Below are 21,218 nucleotides of genomic sequence, written 5' to 3'. Positions count from 1 at the left end.
GGTTCTGACGGGTCAGCCGCCGAGTTCGACCAGCACGCGCGGGATCTCGGTGAGCAGCTCGCTCGCCAGGTAGCCGAGCGGCCCGACCTGCACGGCGAGACGGTCACCGGCAGCTGCGTGCACGTACGACGCCCATGCCGCTGCCTGCTCGGGTTCCGCCCCACGAGCCAGCAGACCGACCACCACGCCCGACAACACGTCGCCGCGGCCGTCCGGTGCCGCGATCACGTCGGACAGCGCGACGACGGCCCCGAACCGCTCGGCGATCGCACGGGCGTCCGCGGCGTCGTCGTCCCCGCACTCCCGGCCGAGGAGGCGCTCGGCCTCGCCGCTGTTCGGCGTCATCACGAGGCGGCCACGCAGTGGCGCGAGCTGGTCGGCGACGCGAGGTCGCGGGCTCCGTCCGGTTCGTCGAGCCCTGGGCCGACCAGGACCGCGTCCGCGCTGCCGGCGTCGTCCTCGGCGGCGGTCAGCGCTCCGACGGCGATGTGGCCGGCGTCGTCCTCGTCGAGTGGTTGCACCCCGGACTCCGGGACTGCGACGGACACCTCGGCGGCCACGCTTCCCGCTCCGACACGCAGCGCGGCGAGCGGGGGTCCGAGCCGCGCCGCCGATGACCAGGACCTGGCCACGGCCGTACTTGCCCGCACCGGGCTCAGGCAGCGGCCAGTCACGCAGGGCGTTCGGGGTGATCGACTCAGGAGACACGGGTGTCGTCCTTCCGCCCGCTGTGCTCGGTGACCTCGTCGTCGTCGAGGTGCCCGACGGCCGAGAACTCCTCGAGCGTAGTCCCGCCGGAGTCGTGTGAGCGAGGCGTTCGCCACGGTGTGATCGGCCGCGAACGACATCAGCGCGGGTTGGTTCGTCCAGGTCGAGACAGACGGCCACGGTGAGCATGACGACGGCGTCGTGCGCGGCGACGAGCAGTCGTTCGGGTTCGTCGAACGCAAGCGCAGCATGACGTCGATCCACGATTCGCCCCCGGATGGGCGGTGGTAGTACTTGCCGAGCCACTGGCGACGGTGTTCCTCGTCCGGGTAGCGATTGCGGACGCCCTGCGCGGTGAGCAGGTCGAGCACGCCGAGCTCTCGGTCGCGGAGCCGCTCGTCGACCCGCCGACCGGGCTCGTCCAACCCGCCGGCCTGGAGTGCGAGGTCGATCGTCTGCTGAGCGCGCAGGTACGGCGAGACCCAGAGGCGTACCGGGACGTCGTCCACGCCGCGGTCCGCGAGCTCGCGCCCGAGAGCACGTGACTGCTCCCGCCCCAGGGGGCTCAGCGGGACGTCGGCGTCCCGGTGGCCCGCGTCGATCACGTCTGCTCCGTCGGCCTCGGCGCGGGCGGCGGCGACGTTCGCCTCCGACTCCCCGTGGCGCACGAGCCAGATCTCCCTGACAGCCATGGCGTCACGCTAGCCAGGCGCCGCTGTGCTCCCTCACCGCTCCGGGCTCACTCCGCCCACCGATGCTGCGTCAGGCGACACCTCGTGCGCTGCGCACCGGCCGGACCGCGCAGGGGAGGCCCGCTGCACGGAACCGTCTCGTCAGCGCGTCGAGGTCCCACAGGTCGCGCCACTCGATCCGGACGATGCGTCGGACACCCGGCACCGTCAGCAGTGCCTCGTGTCGGCGCTTCTCGTCGATGAACACCTGGTCGGCGGTCCGGCCCGCGAGGAACCGCTCCTGCGTGTACTTCGCTCGGCCGTCCACCTCGACGATGACGCCCTCCGACGACGAAGGGTTGCTGGAGCACCGGCTTCGGCAGGCCCATCTCACGGAACACGACCCGTGCCAGTGACTCGGCGGCCGAACCCGACCGCGGGTCGGCGAGCTCGACGGCACGAGTGGCGACGGCACGACCCCGGTCCTTCGCAGTGCCCCCGAGCGCCTGCACGATGCTCGCCCGCTCGACTCCGGCGCGCAGTGCAGCGTCGGCGACCACCACCGCCGTCCGGACGTCGCCGAGCAGGGCGATGTCCGCCACGGTCCTCGCGACGGAGGTGAAGCGCACGCCGCCGTGCTCGACGAGGTGCGCGGACGGGACCGGTCTGGTGTGCAGGACCAGCCCCCGGGTGCCGCTCCGGTAGTGCGACTTCGGGACGGTGAGGTGCACGTCGTCCGGCCACGGACCCGGCAGGGGCAGTCCGTGCACGGCGACGGCCGAAGCATGGGAGCCGACAGCGGCGACGCTCCGTCGTCCCAGGCGGGCGAAGATGCGGGTGACGTACCGCCGGCGCGGACCGGCGGCGTCCCAGTCCGCCCCACGGACGAACGCGTTCGGTCGGACGCGGACGAGACGGTCGGGGCCGTCGGACGCGGCCCGGCGCCGCAACGTGGCGCCGGACCGGCCAGCGTCCTGCAGCGGGCTCGCCCGGAAGATCGCGAGTGGTGTCTCCATACCGACCACGATCACGGTCTGACGACGCTCGTCGGTGAGCGACGGGGCGGGCTGTGGACGCGCCTCCAGGCCGTTGCCTGTGTGGAGGAGTGACGATCGAGCCCATCGCAACCGACCTGGGATGCCGATCCGCGCATGACAGGCAGGAACTTCTGACCTCCTTTGCGCGGATCGTCTCCCGACGAGCGGATCGGCCTCCTACGCGCGGATCGGGACCAGAGCGGATCGGGAGCAGAGCGGATCGGGAGCAGAGCCCACCGGGAGCAGCGCGGATCAGCGGACAGGCGCATCGGGAGCACCCCGACGCAACACGGCGCCGGGCGGGGGCACCCGACCCCGCCCGGCGCCGCGGTCCTGCGCGGCCGGCTCGCCGATCAGCCCCGCCGCACCCGCAGCGTGACGATCTCGAACGGGCGCAGCGTGAGCACGACGGGCTCCCCCGCCTCCCACGTCCCCGACCCGAGCGGCCGCTCGAGCAGGTCCACCGCCTCGACGGCGTCGACGTCGAACCCGAACGACACCCCGACGTCCGCCGCTCGGCCGCCCATCGCCTCGTACAGCCGCACGACGACGTCACCGGAGCGGTCCTCGGCGAGCTTGACCGCCTCGACGAACACCTGCGGCGACGACACCGTCACGAGCGGGTCGACGGTCGCCGACCCGGGCACCGACCGCACCGGCAGGTTGAGCCGGTAGCCGGAGTCCGCCGCGTCGAGCACCGAGGCTCCGACGCGCAGCACCGTGCGGAACACGTGGTGTCCCTGGTCGGCGTGCGGGTCCGGGAACGTCGGCGCGCGGAGCAGGGACTCGCGCACGAGCGTCGTGGTGCCGCCGTCGGCACGGGTGGAGCGGGTGATGTCGTGTCCGTACGTCGAGTCGTTGGCGACCGCGACGCCGAAGCCCGGCTCGGCGACGTGCACCCACCGGTGCGCCGACGTCTCGAACCGCGCCATGTCCCACGACGTGTTCTGGTGGGTCGGCCGGTCGATGTGCCCGAACTGGATCTCGCTCGACGCCGAGGCCGCGCGCACGTCGAGCGGGAACGCGAGCTTGAGGAGCTTCTGCCGCTCGTGCCACTCGACCTCGGTCTCGATGTGCAGCTCGGGCTGGCCCGCCACCGCCGAGTAGCGGGTGGTGACCGACGACGAGCCGAACGGCCGCGTCACCACGAGTGTGGTCCCGTCGACCTCGACGCCCGTCGCGGACAGGACCGTCCCGTTCCGCTGGTAGGCGCGGTCGATGTCCCACGCCTCCCACTGGTTCGGGGTGTCCCGGAACACCGTGTACTGCGCGGCGACGGCGCCCGGCGCGACGGCGTCGCGTCCGGTCGCACGCTCGACGAGCGAGACGACGTGGCCGTCTGCGTCGATGGTCGCCGTGACGACGCCGGTGTCGAAGACGAAACGGTCACCGCTCCGGACGGGGGGCACAGCCTCCGCCGCGGACGACGGGGAACCACCCAGGGCGGTCACCCCACCCGCGGTGACGGGCGAGGCGTTGAAGCGCACGACACCGTCAGCGCCGCCACCGGAAGCGCCGCCGGCGCGCCGACCCCGGCGAGCGCCGTCGCCCCGCCGCTCGCGAGCGCGGTCGTCGCCGTGCCGATGAGCTCCTCGAGCACCTCGGCGACCCGGGCGTACTCGGCCTCGGCGTTCTCGTAGACCCAAGCGATCGAGGAACCAGGCAGGATGTCGTGGAACTGCTGCAGGAGCACGGTGTGCCAGACCGACTCGAGCTCGTCGTACGGGTACTCGGCGCCGTGCCGGACCGCGGCGGTCGCGGCCCAGAGCTCGGCCTCTCGCAGCAGGTGCTCGGAGCGGCGGTTGCCCTGCTTCGTGCGGATCTGCGACGTGTACGTGCCGCGGTGGAACTCGAGGTACATCTCACCCGACCACACCGCGGGCTCCGGCAGCACGCGCTCGAGCTCCTCGAACACCTGCGCCGGGGTGCCGAGGTCGACCCGGGGCGAGCCGTCCAGGTCGTGCTGCCGGCGGGCCGCGGCGACCATCTCGCGCGTGGGACCACCGCCGCCGTCGCCGAAGCCGTAGAGGAGCATGGAGGTGTTCGCGACGCCCCGCTCCTTGTTCTGACGCTCCCCGCGGTGCAGGTCCTCGGGCGAGACGTCCGAGTTGTAGGTGTCTGCCGGGGGCAGGTGCGTCAGGACGCGCGAGCCGTCGATGCCCTCCCAGTGGAACGAGGTGTGCGGGATGACGTTCGTCTCGTTCCACGAGGGCTTCTGCGTGACGAACCACTTCGAGCCGGCGGCGCTCGGGGGTGTCGACGCCGAACTCCTCGAGGAACAGGCGCTTGCCGGCGACGAACTGCCGGGCGAGGGCTTCGCCGCCTGGCAGGTTCGTGTCCGACTCGACCCACATGCCGCCGACCGGGATCCACCGGCCCTCGGCGACGCGCTGCTTGATGCGCTCCCAGATCGACGGGTAGCCGTCGCGGATCCAGGCGTACTGCTGCGCCGAGGAGCACGCGAACGTGAAGTCCGGGTCGCGGTCCATCAGGTCGAGCACGTTCGAGAAGGTGCGCGCGCACTTCCGGATCGTCTCGCGCACCGGCCAGAGCCAGGCGGAGTCGATGTGCGCGTGCCCGACGGCGATCGCGCGCCCGGCCGAGCCCGCGGCGCCGACGGCCAGGAGGGGCGCGAGGACCTCGCGGGTGGCGGCTGCGGTGCCGGCGACGTCGTCGGGGTCGAGGGTGTCCGCCGCGCGTTCGAGTCCGCGCAGGACGTCCGCGCCGCGGGTGCCGTCCGTGGGCAGTTCGGTCATCAGGCCCCGGAGGACCCAGAAGTCCTGCTGCAGCTCCCACACGGTGTCGTCGCGTTCGACGAGCTCGAGTGCCCGCAGGCGGTAGATCGGTTCCGTTCCGGCCGTCGACCGCGATCCGAGCGGGGTCGCGCCCTGGAAGTCGTCGCCGCCGATGTCCGGGTTCGCGGCGGCTTCGACGTACAGCTCGAACGAGCCGTCCGGGCCGGGCTCGACCGGCAGGGTGTCGTTCAGCGGCTCGATGCCCTTGATCGTCGTGCCGTCCGGTCGCCACGCGAGTCCCTCGGCCTGGAAGCCCGGCTGGCGCTTCGAGAAGCCGAGGTCGACGCGGAGCTCGACCGTCGTGCCGGGGTCGGCCCCGAAGTCCGACGGCACGGTGCCGCGGACCCGGAACCAGGTCGTCCCCCACGGCCGGCCGCCCCAGGCGTCACCGACGTGGAACGGCGTGTACTCGGCGGCGACGGCCTCGGCGAAGGGCACGGGCTCGACCGGCACCTGCCAGGCCTCGATCGTGACCGGGGCCGAGCGGCGGAGCACCGCGGGGTCGACGCGGTCCCGGACGAGACGGGCGATGCGGGCTTCGACGAGCGGTTCGTCGTGGTGCATGGAGGTGGTTCCTTTCCAGCAGGGACGGTCGGGCGCGGGGCCCGGAGTGCGTGGGCGCGGTCAGCCCTTGATGCCGCCGGCGAGGGCGTTCGCCCCGCCGAGGCCGCGCGAGACGAGGACGTAGAGGGCGATGACGGGCACGGAGTAGACGATCGAGAACGCGGCGAGCTGCCCGTACGCGACGGCTCCGTTCTGCCCGAAGAAGTTGAAGATGCTCACCGCGGCGGGCACCTTGTCGGGCGAGAGCAGCAGGACGAACGGGACGAAGAAGTTCCCCCACGCCTGGATGAACACGAAGATGAACACGACGGCGATGCCCGGGCGCATGAGCGGGATGACGATCCGCCACAGCGTGGTGAACATCGAGGCGCCGTCGGTCCAGGCGGCCTCCTCGAGGGAGATCGGCACCGAGTCCATGAAGTTCTTCGCCATCCAGATCGCCATCGGCAGGCTCGTGGCGGCGAGGAAGAAGATGCAGCCCCACACGTTGTCGATCAGGTTGAGCGACACGAACAGCGCGTAGACCGGCACCATCATCGCGGTGATGGGCAGGCCGGTGCCGAACAGGATGCTGTACAGGAACGGCTTGTTGACCCGCATCTTGTAGCGGGACAGCGGGTACGCGGCGAGGATCGCGACGACGACCGTGACGACCGCGGTCCCACCGGAGAGCAGCAGGCTGTTGCCGAGCGGGATGAACGACAGCTCGGGCGTGAGCACCTTCGTGAAGTTGTCGAGCGTGAACTGCGTCGGGAGCTTCACGGACAGCGACGCCTGCGTGTCGAACGAGGCGAGCACGAGCCACAGCAGCGGCACCGCGAAGCAGACCGCGATGACGAGCAGCACGACGTTCGACACCCAGCGCATGGTGCGGCCGCGCGGCGAGGTCATGTGCAGCGCACCGGGGGCCGTCACCGAGCGGGTGACATCGGACACGGGACGGTCGGCGGTGAGTGCCATGGTCAGTCCACCTCCGGCTTCAGTGCCTTGATGTAGATGATCGAGAAGACCGCGCCGACCACGAGCAGGATCGTCGCGATCGCGGTCCCGAAGCCGAGCTGCGAGAACTTGAACGCCTCCTGGTACGCCAGGATCGGCAGCGTCGACGAGTTCGTACCGGGGCCGCCGCCCGTCATCACGAAGATGAGCGTGAAGACCGACAGCGTCTGCAGCGTCGTGAGCATGAGGTTCGTCGAGATCGACCGGCGGATGACCGGCAGGGTGATGTAGACGAGTCGCTGCCAGCCGGCCGCGCCGTCCATCTCGGCGGACTCGGTGATCTCCTCGGGGACCTCCTGGCGAGCATCGGGTACGTGTAGAGCCAGTTCGGCCCGCTGATCCCGATCGAGGCCAGGAACGTGTTGAGCGTGCCGGTGTCGTTGAAGAACGCGTACGCCGCGAACGAGGCGACGATCTCCGGCAGGACCCACGCCGCGACGACGAACGTGCCGAGCCCGAGGACGTTCTGGCCCACGACCGCCGAGGCGAGCAGGAACACGATCGTCAGGACGACGGACTTCGGGAAGTCCGGGTCCTGGAAGAGCTCGACGTAGTTCTGCAGCCCGACGAACTGCTGGTTCGCGGCGCTCGCGCCGGTCAGCGCGGAGTTGGTGAAGGACCCGTAGAACGACGAGATGACGGGGCCGAGCAGGAAGATGACGAGCAGGACGACGGCCGGCAGGAGCGGGACCGCTCGGCTCGCTCTCCGCAGGGAGCGCCGCCGACGCGGCGTCGGCGGATCGGTGCGCTTCGGCGCACCGGGTGCCGACAGCGTCGGCGCGAGGGGGGTGCTGGACACGGGTGGTTGCCTTTCGGGTGCGCCAGAGGGTTCCGAAGGTGGGGAGGGGCGCACTGGAGGCACGGGGCGGTGTGGCGCCGCGCCTCCAGTCCGCCGTGCGGCCGGGTGACTACCCGACGTCGACGGTGTTCTTCTGGCCGACCACCTGTTCGACCGACTGGTCGTAGGCCTTGGCGGCTTCGGCGGGTGTCTGCTGCCCGGTCATGACGGACTCCATCGCGACCTGGATGGCGTTCGAGACCTGCGAGTAGTCGCTCGTCGCGGGGCGGAAGTTGGTGTGCTGCACCAGTCCCGAGAAGAACTTGAACGTCGGGTTGGCGCCGGTGTACTCCGGGTCCTCGGCGACGTCCTTGCGGACCGCGATCTGGCTGTTCTCGGTGTCGTACTTCAGCGAGCCGTCCTTGCTCAGGAAGGTCGAGATGAAGTCGAACGCCGCCTGCGGGTTCTTGGAGTTCTTGCCGACCGCGAGCGTCCAGCCACCGGACATCGAGTTGTAGCCGGGCTCCTGACCGTTCTGCGTCGGGAAGGCCGCCTGACCCATCACGTCGTTCCACTCCTTCCACGGAGCGGTGCCGGACTCGAGCCACGTGCCGGACTGCCACGAGCCCGTGCCGACGTTGGTGTCGAGCGCCTGCTGCGGGGTCGGGCCGAGGCCGCCCTGGTAGACGTCCTTCACGAACTTCAGGGAGTCCTCGAACTGCTTCGAGCCGACGACCCACTTCTTGTCCTTGTAGAGGGTGTTGCCGTCGCCCTCGGCGCCGTACAGGAGCATCTCGAAGCCCTGCATGGTGGACGCTTCGCCCTGCGCCTTGCCGGAGTAGATGTTGAACGGGATGACGCCCGAGTCCTTCTCCTTGATCGTCTTCGCGGCGGCGAGCACGTCGTCCCAGGTCTTGGGCTCCCACGGGACGGGCAGGCCGACCTTCTTGAAGATGTCCTTGTTGTACCAGAGCGCCCGGGTGTCGGTGCCCATCGAGACGCCGTAGATCTTGCCGTCGTCACCCTGGCCGGCCTGCTTGGCGTTGTCGTAGAACTGGTCCCAGTCCTTCCACTTCGCCACGTAGTCGTCGAGGGGCAGCAGGTAGCCGGCCTCGGCGTCGGACTTGATGAGGAAGGTGTCCTCGTACATGACGTCCGGGGCCGTCGCGGGCGCCTTGTTCATGAGCGCGAGCTTCGTGTAGTAGTCGTTGCCCTGGGCCTGGATCGGGACGAGGGTGACCTTCTTGCCCGGGTTCGCCTTCTCGTACTCGGTCTTGACCTCCTTCATCTGCGCATCGAGCTGCTGGAAGGCACCGAACTTCTGGTACGCGATCTTGATGGTGTCGCTCGAGGCAGAGCCCGAGCTGGAACAGCCCGCCAGCCCGACCGCGGCGACTGCCACGGCTGCGAGGCCGGCGATGATTCGGGTGCGGCGTTTCATCGGTGCTCCTTTGCACGGGATGTCCGCGGGCTCCGTCACCCGCGCGCAGGATTAGTACAGCGTGTGGACTTAATCGTGTCAAGCACTTTTCGTCACGGCTCGGTCACGGCATGGGCGCGCGCGAGGTGGAGGCCGATCCGCGCGTGGGAGGCCGATCCGCGCGTCCGAGGCCGATCCGCGCGTCGGAGGGCGGGTGGAACGACCTCCTCCGCGCGGAAGAGCTTCCCATCGCGCCTGCGATGGGAAGGAACGTGCACCCGCACCCGGGTCAGGCGATGGGCGTGGCGCCGCCGATCACCGTGATGCCGCCGGACTCGGGCACGTCGACGAGCAGCACGCTCGGACGCCCGACGTGTCGACCCTGCCGGATCACGACGCGGCTCCCGGGCGACACCGCGCCGATCGCGCGCAGGTAGGCGCCCGTGGACGCCGCCGCGGAACCGGTCGCCGGGTCCTCGGTGATGCGGCCGGCGGGGAACAGGTTGCGCGCCTCGAACGCGAGCGGGCCGGTGCGGTGCAGGACGGTCACGGTGCCCGCCCACCCGTACTCGTGCTTCAGGGCGGCGAGCACCGCGGGGTCGAACCGGAACTGGTGGAACAGGTCCTCGTCGGCCAGGACCACGACCGGGTGCCAGTTGCCGGCGAAGGACTCGAGCACGGGGAAGCCCTCGGCGACGTCACCGTCGACGAGTCCGAGCACGGCGGCGAGCCGCTCCCACCGCACGGGGTCGATCGGCCGGGTGTCGGGTTCGACGCTCGTCATCGCGACCTGCACGCTGCCGTCGGGCGCGGCCGTGGCGTCGACCGCGACGTCCCCGGCAGCGGTGGAGAACACCCGGGCTCCGGTGCCGTCGCGCTCGGCGAGCACGACGGCGGTGGCGACGGTGGCGTGCCCGCAGAAGGGGACCTCGGCGGCCGGCGAGAAGTAGCGCACGCGGGCGCCGTCCGGGGTCCGCGCGACCACGAAGGCGGTCTCGGGGTACCCCACCCGCTGCGCGACGGCGAGCATCTCGTCGTCGGTCATCTCCTCGGCGTCGAGCACGATGCCCGCGGGGTTGCCGCCCCCGGGCTCGGCGGCGAAGGCGGTGTAGCGGAGGACCTCGGTGCGCATCCTCCGACGCTACCGCGCGACCCCGGCGCACCCGGACGCCGACGCCCCCGCCGTCCGGAGGGACGACGGGGCATCGACGAGCGGTCCCGCGGGTCAGGCCTGCGCGACGGCCGACCGGTGACGACGACGGGCCACGAGGACACCGGTCCCGGCCGCCAGGAGCAGGAGCGCCGCAGCGATCCCACCGCCCAGCTCGGCACCGGTGAACGCGAGCGCACCCGTCGCGGGGTCGATCGTCACGGCCGTCCACCCGAGCACCGTGCCGTCGGACGCCGTGACCACGATGCGGTGCTGCCCGGCCGGGACGTCGGCGGGGACGACCACCGTCACGGTGCCGTCCGCGGCGACGACCGGCGTCCCGAGGAGTCGAGGCTCGGAGAACAGCCAGACCGCGACACGCTCACCGGCGTACTGCGCCCCGACGGAGATCGTCGCCGAGGACCCGGCTCGGACCACCGACGGCGCCGACACCGAGCCGCGGTTCCCCTCCGTGAGCGAAGAGGCGTCCGGCGCGACCGGGGCCGCCGGGGTCGTCGGGGTGGTCGGGTTGGTCGGGCCAGGGGCGGTCTGGGTCGGCGTCGGGGTTCCGTCACCCGCTCCCGGCGAAGGCGTGCCGCCGTCACCCGGAGCGGGCGTGCCGCCGTCACCAGGCGCGGGCGTCCCGCCGTCGCCCGGCTCCGTCGACGCGTCGCACGGGTACGTCCCGGTCCGCAGCGAGGACCCGTCCGTGTCGTTGTCGTCGGCGGTGAAGGTCGCCCGGGCGCCGTCCACACAGCGCCCCGAGATCGCGAAGCCCTCGTTGGCGAGCCCTCGGTCGGCGTTCGCCGGCGCCTCGTACAGCGTCGCGAGCGTGAACGCCCCGTCCTGCACGTCGAACAGCGCGGTGCGCCCGGAGCAGGCCTCGTCGCAGACGACCCAGAGCGCGTCGAGCGTGGGGTCGAACTGCACCTCGGCGACGAGGGAGAACGGCGTCGCGATCGTGGCGACGCGCTGGAACGCCCCGTCGTCCATCAGCGCGTAGGCGTAGACGCTCGCGGTGCCCTCGACCCCGACCAGGAAGAGGCCCTCGCCGTGCCTGGGGTACGAGGTGGGCGCGTAGGCCGCACCGGTGTGCTGGTCGACGAACCCGTGTGACGTCAGCCACGCGTCCGGCACCCAGGTCACGCCCTCGAGCCCGGCGTTCGCGCCGAGACCCGGGAAGTCCGCGGCGAGGTTCCACTCGTCCGTCGCGCGCAGCACCGACTCGGAGCCGTCGGCGCTCGCGAAGCGCAGCACCGCGGGGCGGCTCACCTTCGACACGTCGTTGTCGCGCTCGGTCGACACGTAGACCGCGCCGGGGTCGTCGGCCGTGACGGTGACGCCCTCGGCGTCGGGCGTCCCGGTGCCGTCGGCGTACCGCAGGTCGACACCGGCGGCGTTCGTCGGTGCCCAGCCGCCCCGGCCGTCCGGGGCCAGGTGGTAGAGCAGTCCGTCACCGTTCTGCACGGCCCAGAGTTGCCCGTCCGCCGACGTGGCGGAGGGTGCCCAGTCGAGGCCGCTCAGGTCTCCGGTGAAGGTGTCCTCGGCGTCCAGGACGGTCTCGTCCGGGCCGCCGGGCCACGCCTCGGCGGTCACGGACCCGGCGAAGCGGTTCGCCGCGCCCTTCGTCGGCTCGGCGGTCTCGGCGAAGGCACCGGTCCCGTCCGGGTTCCGTCCGTACGTCGTCGCGGCGTGCGCCGTCCAGGAGTACGAGTCCACCGGGACGCCCCGGGGGTCGGACAGCCGGACGGTGTCCGCCTTGCCGAGCCCGAAGCCGAACCGGGCCTCGTCGAGCACCGTGAAGCCATCCGGCGCGACGGTGGTGCCCGCCGGGATCGTCCACGCGTGGTCGTCCTCGCTGTCCCGGAGCACGTACCCGCCGAGGTCGACCGTGGTCGTCCCGACGTTCGTCAGCTCGACCCAGTCGCCCGGGGTGCCGTCCTGCGACTCGACCTCGTTGATGCGGACCGGCGAGGAGCAGTCGTTCGGCTTCCCCTTGGTCGACGCGGTGGTGTCGACGAACGTGCCGGAGCCGTCCGGGCAGCTGCCGTACGTGACGGCCGCGTGCGTGGTCCACGCGTACCGCAGCGTCAGCGCGCCGGCGGTGTCGTAGAGCCGGACCGCGTCGGCGCCGCCGAGTCCGAAGTCGAATCCGGGGCGCGTGGTGGTCTCCTGGTCGACGACGAGGTACCCGCCGGCGGCGATCGTCGACCCCTGCGGCAGCACGTACGCGGCGTGCGACGAGTCGGAGTCGAGGAAGCGCTGTCGTCGGCGTTGGACTCCACCTCGTTGATCGCGAGTCCGGCGACGGGGCCGGTGGCGACGCGGGCGCCGACGGTGGGGTCGTCGTCACCGACCGCGGCGACGGCGGGGGTCGCGGTCAGCACTCCGGCGGCGAGGGCGATGCCCGTCGCGAGGCCGGCGCCGAGCCGCAGGGCAGGGGTGCGCATGCAGGGTCCTTCTCAGGGAGGTCGGGGGACCTGCACGACTGTTCAGCATCTCGGCGTCCGTCCGGTGGCGACCAGGTGAACGACAGGTGTCGCGCCACGGGCGGTGACCGGTGCGGCTTCTCAGGGGACGCCGACAGGATGAACACCGCACTGCAGTCGATGATCGACCGCGCAGGACGCATCACCGCCGAGGAGGCCGAGGCCCTCGACGTCGCCTGGAAGGCCGACGAGCAGATCGTGGTGCCGGAGGCGAGCGCGTCGCTCGCGATCCAGGGCGGCGCGGACGGCCGCATGGTGACGAACGCCGACCTGCTCGCCGCGTGGCAGCACGCGCTCGACGCCGCCGGTGCCGCCGGCCGGGTCGACGAGATCGAGGCCGCGCAGGCGGCCGGACGCGCGGTGAAGCACTCCGACGCGCACCTCCGCGACCGCGCCGGGGCCGAGGAGGCCGTCCGGTCCGCGGTCCTCGCCACCGGCGTGCGGGACCTCCTGTCCGACGACGAGTACGACACCCTGACGGCGACCTGGCGCAAGGTGCTCGGCGCGGCCTGACCCACACCCTGACCAGCGGAAGGCGCGCGCCGGACCGGCACCGTGCCTCCCGTCCGCGTCAGCGCCGACCAGGCGTCAGCGCCGACCGGGCGACAGCGCCGACCGGACGACAGCGCCGACCGGACGACAGCGCCGGTTCAGGCGTCAGCGCCGGATCAGGAGCGCACTCGCGCGCGGTGACAGCGCCGCGTCGAGGACCAGGCAGGCCGCGCCGACGGCCGCGACGTCCGCACCCCGACCGCTGTCCTGCACCACCACCGGGTGCTTCGGCACCAGCAGCGGCGACGTGACGACCGCCTGCCGGGCGGCCGGCAGGGCGACGGGCGCGATCCGCGACCAGAACGGACCACCGAACACGACACGGTCGATGTCGAGCAGGTTCACGATGAGCACGACGGCGTTCCCCATCACGGTGCCGGCCTCGGCCGCGAGCGTCACCGCGACCGGGTCGTCCGCGTCGATCGCCTCGCCGAGCGCGGCCCACGCCCGTTGCACCGCGGCGGCGTCGTCCTCGCGCGCGGGATCGCCGAGTGCCAGCCCACGCGAGCGCGCGACCTGCACGAGCCGGTCGGGGGCGACGGCCGCGCCGACCATGATGTGCCCGGCGTCGCCGGCGTTCGAGCCGACCCCGCGCACCGGCTCGTGGTCCACGACGAGTCCGACGCCGAAGCCGGTGCCGAAGTACACGAACGCGAAGTTCCGGGCGGACGACTCCCCCGCCAGGAACATCTCGCCGACGACCGCGGCGGTGACGTCCTTCTCGAGGAGCACCGGGAACCCGGTGGCCTCGGCGAGCGCGTCACGCAGCGGGACGTCACGCCAGCGGGGCAGGAAGGGCGGGTCGAGCACGACGCCCGCGTCCACGTCGAGCACCCGCGACCAGGCCGTCGATGGCGGTGGCGATGGTGCGGACGACCTCGTCCGGGTCCTCGGCGGACGGCGTCGAGGTCGTCGTCTCGGCGAGCACCGTGCCGGCCAGGTCGAGCAGCACGTACGTGACCACCGCGGGGTCGACGTGCACCCCGACGGCGTACCGGCTCGAGGCCTCGAGCCGCAGGATCGTCCGTGGCTTCCCGCGCCCGGCGACGACCGTGCCGGACTCGACGATCATCCCCGCCTCGATGAGGAACCGGGTGACGTTCGACACGGTCTGCGCGCTGAGGCCGGTGCGGGCGGCCAGCTCCACGCGGCTCAGGCCGTCCGGCGACCGGCGGACCGCGTCGAGCACGACGGTGCGGTTGAACCCGCCGATCGACGGCAGGTTCGCCCCACGCCGGTGCTCCACCATCCCGCGACCATACCGCGCGGTCCGGACGGCGCTGCAACGGACGTGCAACGGTCGTGTCACCGTCCTGGCCCCCGGTCGGGGAGCACCGCTAGCCTGACCCCATGTCCGACCTGCGCCTCGAAGAACTCTCCGCGTCCACCGCCGCCGCAGCGAACTCCCTGACGCTCAAGCCGGGGCAGGAGGAGTTCGTGCAGCCGCAGACGTACGCGGTCGCGGAGTCCGACGTGAAGCCCAGCTCCGCCTGGACCCGCGTCGTCCTCGACGCGCGGACGAGGAGCTCCGGAGCGCGATCTGGCGCGTGCACGTCGCCGGTGACGCCCAGGGCCGGGGCGTCGGACGCTTCGCGGTGCACGGCCTGGCAGACGAGGCGCGGAGCCGAGGGTTCGAACGCCTGACCGTCGTGTACGAGCCCGGCGGCGAGGTCGGTCCCGAGGCGTTCTTCCGCGCGCTCGGCTTCTCGGTCGTGCGCGAGACGCAGTACGGCGACCACTTCGCCGCGCTGTCCCTGTAGTGCCCTCCGAGCCCGACCCGACGGACTTCGGTGCCGCGGTCGCGCTGGTGGTGCGGTCGATCCCACCCGGTCGGGTGATGACCTACGGAGACGTCGCCGCTGAACTCGGGTCACGTGCACCCCGGGCGGTCGGCAAGGTGATGGCGCACGAGGGCTCGGACCTGCCGTGGTGGCGGGTGGTCCGCTCCGGCGGGCTGCCGCCGGTCCGGCACGAGACCCGCGCGTTCGAGCACTACCGGGCGGAGGGGACGCCGCTCGTGCAGGGCTCCTCGGCCTGGAGGATCGACATGCGCCGTGCGCGCTGGTCCGGCTTCTCCGAGCAGCTGCGAGATTAACTGCATACGACATTTCAGATGTACAACTGAGCGACCTCGTCTCGAAAGGACACCATGCTCAGGAAGAACCACGTCATCGCCACGACCGCCGTCACGGTCGGTCTCCTCTGCGCCGCGGCAGCTCCGGCATCGGCAGCGACGAACGCCTTCGGAACCGCTGCGACCGCCAGCGCGTCCGCCCGTGCCTCGTCGACGATCCCCGGCAGCTCGACCGAACTGCGCTACTTCGGCGGCGTGCCCGTGCTCGACCTCGGCGACTCGCGACTCGCCCTTGCGTCGTCGCGCTCGGTCGTCGTCTCGGGAGTCGCCTCCGCCGCCGGCACCTTCCACCTGTCGGACGGTGACCGTGAGCTCTGCAGCGTCGCCACGCAGGGGCTGGCCTTCGTCTGCGAGATCCCGGACCTCGCGCCGGGGGAACGCGAGCTGCACGCCTTCGTCACGACTCCCGACGGCAGCCGCACCGCCGAGGACGTCGTGCTCCTGCGCGCCCGCGTCGAGAAGCCCAACGTCACCTCCGCCACCCGCCACGGTGACGTCGCCGTGATCGAGGGCACCGCGACCCCCGGCGCGCACATCACCGTCGCGACCCCCTCCGACGACGCCACGGTGGCCGAGGCCGACGCGAACGACGGCACGTTCCGCGTGGAAGCACCGGTGCGACCGGGCAACGCCGACGAGGACGACGCCTTCCGCGTCCGCGCCACGGTCGACCTGCCCGCCGACCAGCAGGGCGACCCCGAGGACTCGCTCGGCACCAGTGCGTGGACCCAGGTCGACGTCGACGACCAGGGCGGGACCCCCGACCCCGGCACCGGCGGCCCGAGCGACGTCGTCACGCCCCCGACCGACGTCGACCCCGGCTTCACCCCGCAGCCCGGCGACGGCGGCGAGACCCCCGACCCCGGCGACGGCGGCGAGGGCGAGACCCCCGCACCGGTCGACCCGATCCAGTGGATCATCCCGACGGATGACGGTGCTGGCTACACCTCGCTGCAGGTCCGCGGGGAACCGGGCACCTCGGTCACGGCGACCACCCCGACGGGCGACACCGTCCGCGGCCGCCTGGACGGCTCGGGCTCCGCACGCCTGCAGCTGCACCTGCCGTCGCAGTTCCGCTGGAGCGTGCAGGTGACGGCCGAGCACGACGGTGCCACGGCCGAGCGCACCGTCGAGGTGGGCACCGGCCCGCGCGCCGACCAGGGCACCCTGGTCGCGACCGCCGTCTCGAAGGGCTACGAATCGCAGATCTGGTTCGCGGGCGCGACCGGCTCCGTCACGATCTCCTACGACGGCCAGACGACCACCGCGTCCGGCAACGAGAGCGGCTGGGGCCGGTACGTCTACGGACCGAAGGCCGGCACCGTCGTGCCTGCGTGGGATCCGTCTGCTGGCTCATGCCATCGCCTCCTCTCGGGCGGGCGCATCGTCCTCGTCGAGCGAGGAGATGACGTAGCGGTAGTGCTCGTTGGTGGCCATCAGCTCCGAGTGGGTGCCGACGGCGGTGATCCGGCCGTTCTCCATGAGGGCCACGCGGTCGGCGAGGGTCACGGTGGACGGGCGGTGGGCGACGATGAGCGACGTGGTGTCCGCGAGGACCCGGCGGAGCCCGGCCTCGACCCGCGCCTCGGTGTCGACGTCGAGCGCCGACAGCGGGTCGTCGAGCACGAGCACCGACGGCCGCGCCGCGATCGCCCGGGCCAGCGCCAGACGCTGCCGCTGGCCGCCGGAGAGCGACAGGCCCTCCTCCCCGACGCGGGTGTCGACGCCCTCCGGGAGCTCGTCGACGAAGGACGCCTGCGCGATCTCGAGGGCCTCACGCATGATCCGCTCCGCCTCGTCGCCGGACAGGTCCGGGCGACCGAGCAGCACGTTGTCACGCACGCTCGTCGAGAAGAGCGTGGCGTCCTCGAACGCGACGCCGACGTGCCGACGGAGTTCCTCCCGGGTGAGGTCGCGGATGTCGACGCCGTCGATCGTGATCGAGCCGCCGGTCACGTCGTAGAGCCGCGGCACGAGCGAGAGCAGCGTTGTCTTGCCGCACCCGGTCAGGCCGACGAGCGCCATGGTCTCGCCCGGCTGGAGCTCCAGCTGGACGCCGTTCACCAGGTCCGGGAACTGCGCCGGCGAGTCCTGGTAGCGGAAGTGCACGTCGTTGAACGACAGCGCACCGTGCGGCTCGGCGATCGTCCGCGGGTGTTCCGGGTCCTGGATCGTGTTCTCGGAGTCCATCACCTCGAAGAACCGGTCGACCGCCGTGCGGGTGTCGAACGTCATCGAGAGCAGGAAGCCGATCGACTCGATCGGGAACCGCAGCACGGTCGCGGTCGCGAAGAACGCGAAGAGCTGCCCGACGGTGAGCTCGCCCTGCGACGCCAGCCAGATGCCGGCGAGCAGGCAGAGCGCGAAGGCGACGTCCGGCACGAGGAGCAGCCAGAGCCACAGGCCCGCGATCGCCCGGGACTTCTCGATCTCGGTACCGCGCAGCGCCTCGGCCTGCTCGGTGAACTCGTCGAGCTTCGACCGGCCGCGACCGAACGCCTTGAGCACGCGGATGCCGTGCACCGACTGCTCGACGCTCGTCGCGAGGTCGCCGACCTGGTCCTGGGAGCGGCGCGTGATGATCGAGTAGCGGCGCTCGAACAGGATCGCGGTGACCCAGATCGGCACGCACGCGACGAGGAAGACCAGGCCGAGCAGCCAGCCGAAGCTGAACAGCACGACGAAGCCGACCACGATCGTGACGGTGTTCACGACGAGCAGCACCACGCCGAACGCCAGCCAGCGTCGGATGAGCGACAGGTCGGACACCGAGCGGGACAGCAGCTGCCCGGACTCCCAGCGGTCGTGGAACGCGACCGGTAGGTCCTGCAACTTGTTGTAGAGCGCGTTGCGCATGCTCGACTCGATCCGCGTCGAGGGGCGCATCACCATCCGCCGACGGGCGGCGATGAAGAACGCCTCGAGCACACCGAGCGCCAGGACGGCGAGCCCGGCGGGCAGGATGAGGTTCCGGTCGCCGCTCGAGAGCGGACCGTCGACGAGCCCCTGCAGGACGTAGGGGATGGCGAGGGCCACGAGCGAGGCGCCCATCGCGACGGCCATGCCGCCGAGCAGGCGACCGCTGTGCGGTCGGACGTAGGGCCAGATGCGCGCGAGCGCGCGCAGCGTGGAGGGACGGTCGGTGGACGGGCGCGCCTGGTCTGGCGTCTTGGACATGGGTTGCGTCCTCGTGCGTCGTGCCGCGTCCGCCCGGTCTGGTCGCCGCTGCCGCCGACGGGTCACGTCGGTGGGTGGCGGTCCGGCCGGGAGGCACGGTGGGCGTTGCGTGGTGGTCGTCGGCCGGGCGCGTGGTCGCGCGCCGTCGCCGTCACGTCGCGTGACGTCGACCGGGCCGGAGGGCACCGGGGGACGCAGTGGTCCCCCGGGTTCTCAGCGGGTGGTCCGTGCTCGCCGACGGCGGTCGTCGGGCACGGGGCCGTGGGAGGGGCCTGGCTAGACGGCGGCCGCGGCCGGGGTCCGTCGCGGCATGCGCGCGCGGTACCGGGGTCGCGGAGCGGGAGTGGTCCCCACGAGGGACACGAGACCCGTCCGGGCAGCCGTCGCCACTGTGCCGGTCGTCGTGTCCATCGTCACTCCAGTCGTCGTCTTCGTCACCGTTGTGTCCGCGCTGCCGCCGATCCGTCGGGGATCGTCAGCACCTGTTGCGGAGCCTTGCAGACTATTCCCGGGCGGACGTGTTGCGCAACGGATCCGAGGAAGATTCCTGTTGTTGGACGCGGTGTCGATTCCGTCCGAGCGCGTCGGTCGGCGTCGGTCCTCGTCGGCGTTGGTCCGCGTCGGCGTCGGTCCGCGTCAGCGTCGGTCAGTGGAAGAAGTGGCGCTCGCCCGTGAAGTACATGGTCACGCCGGCCGCCTGCGCCGCCGCGATCACCTCGGCGTCGCGGACGCTGCCGCCCGGCTGGGCGACCGCGCGGACCCCGGCGTCGAGCAGCACCTGCAGGCCGTCGGCGAACGGGAAGAAGGCGTCGGACGCGGCGACGCTCCCCGCGGCCCGCTCGCCCGCACGCGTGACGGCGAGGTGGCAGGAGTCGACCCGGTTGACCTGGCCCATCCCGACGCCGACGCTCGCGCCGCGGTCGGCCAGCAGGATGCCGTTCGACTTCACCGCACGGCTGGCCTTCCACGCGAAGGCCAGGTCGGCGAGGGTCGCGTCGTCCGCTGGCTCCCCCGCGACGAGGTCCCACGTGGACTGGTCGAAGCCGGCGAAGCGGTCGGCGTCCTGCACGAGGAAGCCGCCGGAGATCTGCTTCACCTCGTGCTCGGCGAGCGCGAAGTCCGCCGGCAGCGTGAGCAGGCGGATGTTCTTCTTCTGCGACAGGATCTCGAGGGCCTCGGGGTCGAAGCCGGGGGCCACGACGACCTCGGTGAAGATGTCCTTGACCGTCTCGGCCATCTGCTTCGTCACCGGGCGGTTCGCCGCGATCACACCGCCGAACGCCGACAGCGGGTCGCACGCGTGGGCCGCCGCGTGCGCCGAGGCGATCGGGTCGAGGGCGTCGGCCGGGGCGATCGCGATGCCGCACGGGTTAGCGTGCTTGATGATCGCGACGGCGGGGGTGTCGAAGTCGTACGCGGCCCGGACGGCGGCGTCGGCGTCGACGTAGTTGTTGTACGACATCTCCTTGCCGTGCAGCTGGGTCGCCTGGGCGATGCCCGTGCCGTCGGGGGTCGTGTACAGCGCGGCCGCCTGGTGGGCGTTCTCGCCGTAGCGGAGGGTCGCACGGAGCTCGGCCTGCAGCCGGAGCTCGTCGTCGAACGTGCCGGGGGTCACGACGTCGCCGTCGACCGTCGGTGCCGCGGCCTGCTCGACCACGTCGGTCGCGAAGTACGACGCCACGGCGGTGTCGTAGGCGGCGGTGTGGGCGAAGGCCTGCGCGGCGAGGCGCTTCCGGAGCTCGAGCGTCGTCCCGCCGGCGCGGACGGCCTCGACGACCTCGGCGTACGAGGACGGCGAGACGACGACGCAGGCCACCGTCTCGACGAAGGGGTACAGGTTCACGACGACGAGCTCGAACGGCGCGATGCCGAGGTCCCCGAGCTGCTGCTCGTGCGACGCGAGGCGCAGGTCGGCGAGGAGTCCCGCGTGCACGGCCGGGTGCAGGGTCTTGACGCGGCCGTCGAGCGACTCCGGGAACCCGGTCACGCTCGACACGTCGGTCACGGCGTACCCGGCGTCGCGGATCGTCTGCGCGGTGCTGCCCGTAGAGACGAGCTCCACACCGGCGTCGGCGAGGGCCTCGGCGAGCGGTAGAGGCTGGGGTCGGCGGCGTGCACGCTCATGCGCTCGGGGTGCCCTTCAGGTCGGTGGTGCCGTTGGCGATGTCGAGGATCGTCTGGATGAGGAGTCGGCGTTCGACCGGCTTGATGCGGTCGTGCAGCGTCGACTCGGTGTCGCCCGGCAGCACCGGGATGCGCTCCTGGGCGAGGATCGGCCCGGTGTCGACGCCGTCGTCGACCTGGATCACGCTCGCGCCGGTCTGGTCGACCCCGGCCGCGAGCGCGTCCCGGACGCCGTGCGCCCCGGGGAACTCGGGCAGGTACGCCGGGTGGGTGTTGATGATGGCGGGGGCGAACTCCGACACGACCTGGTGCGGGAGCAGGCGCATGAGGCCGGACAGCACGAGCAGGTCGGGCGACCACGGGCGGATCTGGGCGGCCAGTTCGGCGCCCCAGTCCTGGCGCGTGGCGAAGCGGGAGAACGGGACCGTGAAGGTCGGGATGCCGAACTCCTCGCCGAGCCCCAGGCCCTCGGCGTCGCGGTCGGCCCCGATCGCGACGACGCGTGCGGGGTACTCGGCATCGGTGGTCGCCTGGAGCAGTGCCCGCAGGTTCGACCCGGTACCGGAGATCAGGACGACCAGTTCGAGCACGGGGACCAGCCTAGCGGCGGTGCGCGGCGG

15 protein-coding genes and 5 pseudogenes are annotated in these 21,218 nt (G+C 72.2%); 3 read left to right on the top strand and 17 right to left on the bottom strand.

Annotated elements, in window-relative coordinates; translation table 11 throughout:
- Nucleotides 1-12 precede the first annotated feature (12 nt).
- From HUN58_RS21215 to HUN58_RS20365, 12 genes and pseudogenes are all read right to left on the bottom strand, one after another.
- Nucleotides 13-345, bottom strand: coding sequence for an NAD(P)H-hydrate dehydratase (locus HUN58_RS21215; protein WP_368075780.1), 333 nt, complete (start codon nucleotides 343-345; stop codon nucleotides 13-15).
- Nucleotides 345-1,400: a histidine phosphatase family protein gene (locus HUN58_RS21210; RefSeq protein ID WP_368075779.1), complete on the bottom strand. Its 1,056-nt coding sequence runs from the start codon at nucleotides 1,398-1,400 to the stop codon at nucleotides 345-347. The genes HUN58_RS21215 and HUN58_RS21210 overlap by 1 nt, the downstream gene beginning before the upstream one ends.
- A gap of 70 nt (nucleotides 1,401-1,470) precedes the next feature.
- On the bottom strand, nucleotides 1,471-1,707 hold the full coding sequence (locus tag HUN58_RS19645; RefSeq protein WP_208745688.1) for a hypothetical protein: 237 nt from the start codon (nucleotides 1,705-1,707) through the stop codon (nucleotides 1,471-1,473).
- A gap of 1,062 nt (nucleotides 1,708-2,769) precedes the next feature.
- Complete coding sequence (locus HUN58_RS21205) at nucleotides 2,770-3,825, bottom strand: glycoside hydrolase family 38 C-terminal domain-containing protein (RefSeq protein ID WP_368075778.1); 1,056 nt, start codon at nucleotides 3,823-3,825, stop codon at nucleotides 2,770-2,772.
- 38 nt (nucleotides 3,826-3,863) lie between these two features.
- On the bottom strand, nucleotides 3,864-4,331 hold the full coding sequence (locus HUN58_RS21200; RefSeq protein ID WP_368075777.1) for a hypothetical protein: 468 nt from the start codon (nucleotides 4,329-4,331) through the stop codon (nucleotides 3,864-3,866).
- Nucleotides 4,332-4,370: 39 nt separating this feature from the next.
- Nucleotides 4,371-4,604, bottom strand: a pseudogene (locus tag HUN58_RS21195) (hypothetical protein); the annotation flags it as partial.
- A 79-nt stretch (nucleotides 4,605-4,683) separates the two neighbouring features.
- Nucleotides 4,684-5,172: pseudogene (locus HUN58_RS21190) on the bottom strand (alpha-mannosidase); the annotation flags it as partial.
- 663 nt (nucleotides 5,173-5,835) lie between these two features.
- Entirely contained in the window at nucleotides 5,836-6,735 is a 900-nt protein-coding gene (locus HUN58_RS19635; protein WP_180224578.1) for a carbohydrate ABC transporter permease, read from the bottom strand.
- Between the two features lie 2 nt (nucleotides 6,736-6,737).
- Nucleotides 6,738-7,486, bottom strand: a pseudogene (locus HUN58_RS19630) (carbohydrate ABC transporter permease).
- A 196-nt stretch (nucleotides 7,487-7,682) separates the two neighbouring features.
- Complete coding sequence (locus HUN58_RS19625) at nucleotides 7,683-8,993, bottom strand: extracellular solute-binding protein (protein WP_208745687.1); 1,311 nt, start codon at nucleotides 8,991-8,993, stop codon at nucleotides 7,683-7,685.
- A gap of 268 nt (nucleotides 8,994-9,261) precedes the next feature.
- Nucleotides 9,262-10,104, bottom strand: coding sequence for a PhzF family phenazine biosynthesis protein (locus HUN58_RS19620; protein WP_180224577.1), 843 nt, complete (start codon nucleotides 10,102-10,104; stop codon nucleotides 9,262-9,264).
- A gap of 93 nt (nucleotides 10,105-10,197) precedes the next feature.
- Nucleotides 10,198-12,348, bottom strand: a complete 2,151-nt coding sequence (locus tag HUN58_RS20365; protein ID WP_217488562.1) for a lamin tail domain-containing protein — start codon at nucleotides 12,346-12,348, stop codon at nucleotides 10,198-10,200.
- 362 nt (nucleotides 12,349-12,710) lie between these two features.
- On the opposite strand from HUN58_RS20365, the gene HUN58_RS19610 reads away from it, so the two are divergent.
- Nucleotides 12,711-13,124 (top strand): hypothetical protein, encoded by a 414-nt coding sequence (locus HUN58_RS19610; RefSeq protein ID WP_208745686.1) that lies wholly within the window; start codon nucleotides 12,711-12,713, stop codon nucleotides 13,122-13,124.
- A gap of 144 nt (nucleotides 13,125-13,268) precedes the next feature.
- Here the strand turns inward: HUN58_RS19610 and HUN58_RS20800 are convergent, their stop codons facing one another.
- Both HUN58_RS20800 and HUN58_RS20795 read right to left on the bottom strand, forming a co-directional pair.
- Nucleotides 13,269-13,988 (bottom strand): ROK family protein, encoded by a 720-nt coding sequence (locus HUN58_RS20800; RefSeq protein WP_254631569.1) that lies wholly within the window; start codon nucleotides 13,986-13,988, stop codon nucleotides 13,269-13,271.
- Nucleotides 13,939-14,412, bottom strand: coding sequence for a MarR family transcriptional regulator (locus tag HUN58_RS20795; RefSeq protein WP_254631568.1), 474 nt, complete (start codon nucleotides 14,410-14,412; stop codon nucleotides 13,939-13,941). The genes HUN58_RS20800 and HUN58_RS20795 overlap by 50 nt, the downstream gene beginning before the upstream one ends.
- 101 nt (nucleotides 14,413-14,513) lie before the next feature.
- Here HUN58_RS20795 and HUN58_RS19600 point away from each other — a divergent pair.
- Nucleotides 14,514-14,923: pseudogene (locus HUN58_RS19600) on the top strand (GNAT family N-acetyltransferase).
- Entirely contained in the window at nucleotides 14,923-15,258 is a 336-nt protein-coding gene (locus HUN58_RS19595; RefSeq protein WP_114849401.1) for an MGMT family protein, read from the top strand. The pseudogene HUN58_RS19600 and the gene HUN58_RS19595 overlap by 1 nt, the downstream one beginning before the upstream one ends.
- A gap of 1,392 nt (nucleotides 15,259-16,650) precedes the next feature.
- Here the strand turns inward: HUN58_RS19595 and HUN58_RS19590 are convergent.
- The 3 genes and pseudogenes from HUN58_RS19590 to purN all read right to left on the bottom strand — a co-directional run bounded on the left by HUN58_RS19590 (nucleotide 16,651) and on the right by purN (nucleotide 21,188).
- Nucleotides 16,651-18,474 (bottom strand): ABC transporter ATP-binding protein, encoded by a 1,824-nt coding sequence (locus HUN58_RS19590; RefSeq protein ID WP_114849398.1) that lies wholly within the window; start codon nucleotides 18,472-18,474, stop codon nucleotides 16,651-16,653.
- Between the two features lie 646 nt (nucleotides 18,475-19,120).
- Nucleotides 19,121-20,569: pseudogene (gene purH / locus HUN58_RS19585) on the bottom strand (bifunctional phosphoribosylaminoimidazolecarboxamide formyltransferase/IMP cyclohydrolase); the annotation flags it as partial.
- A gap of 25 nt (nucleotides 20,570-20,594) precedes the next feature.
- A complete protein-coding gene (gene purN, locus HUN58_RS19580) occupies nucleotides 20,595-21,188 on the bottom strand; it encodes a phosphoribosylglycinamide formyltransferase (protein WP_114849396.1) in 594 nt (197 codons plus the stop codon).
- Between the last annotated feature and the right edge of the window lie 30 nt (nucleotides 21,189-21,218).

The sequence above is a fragment of the Curtobacterium sp. Csp1 genome (genome assembly GCF_013347185.1).
The sequence above is the reverse complement of the archived record's forward strand: the minus strand, read 5'-3'. Positions and strand labels throughout refer to the sequence as shown.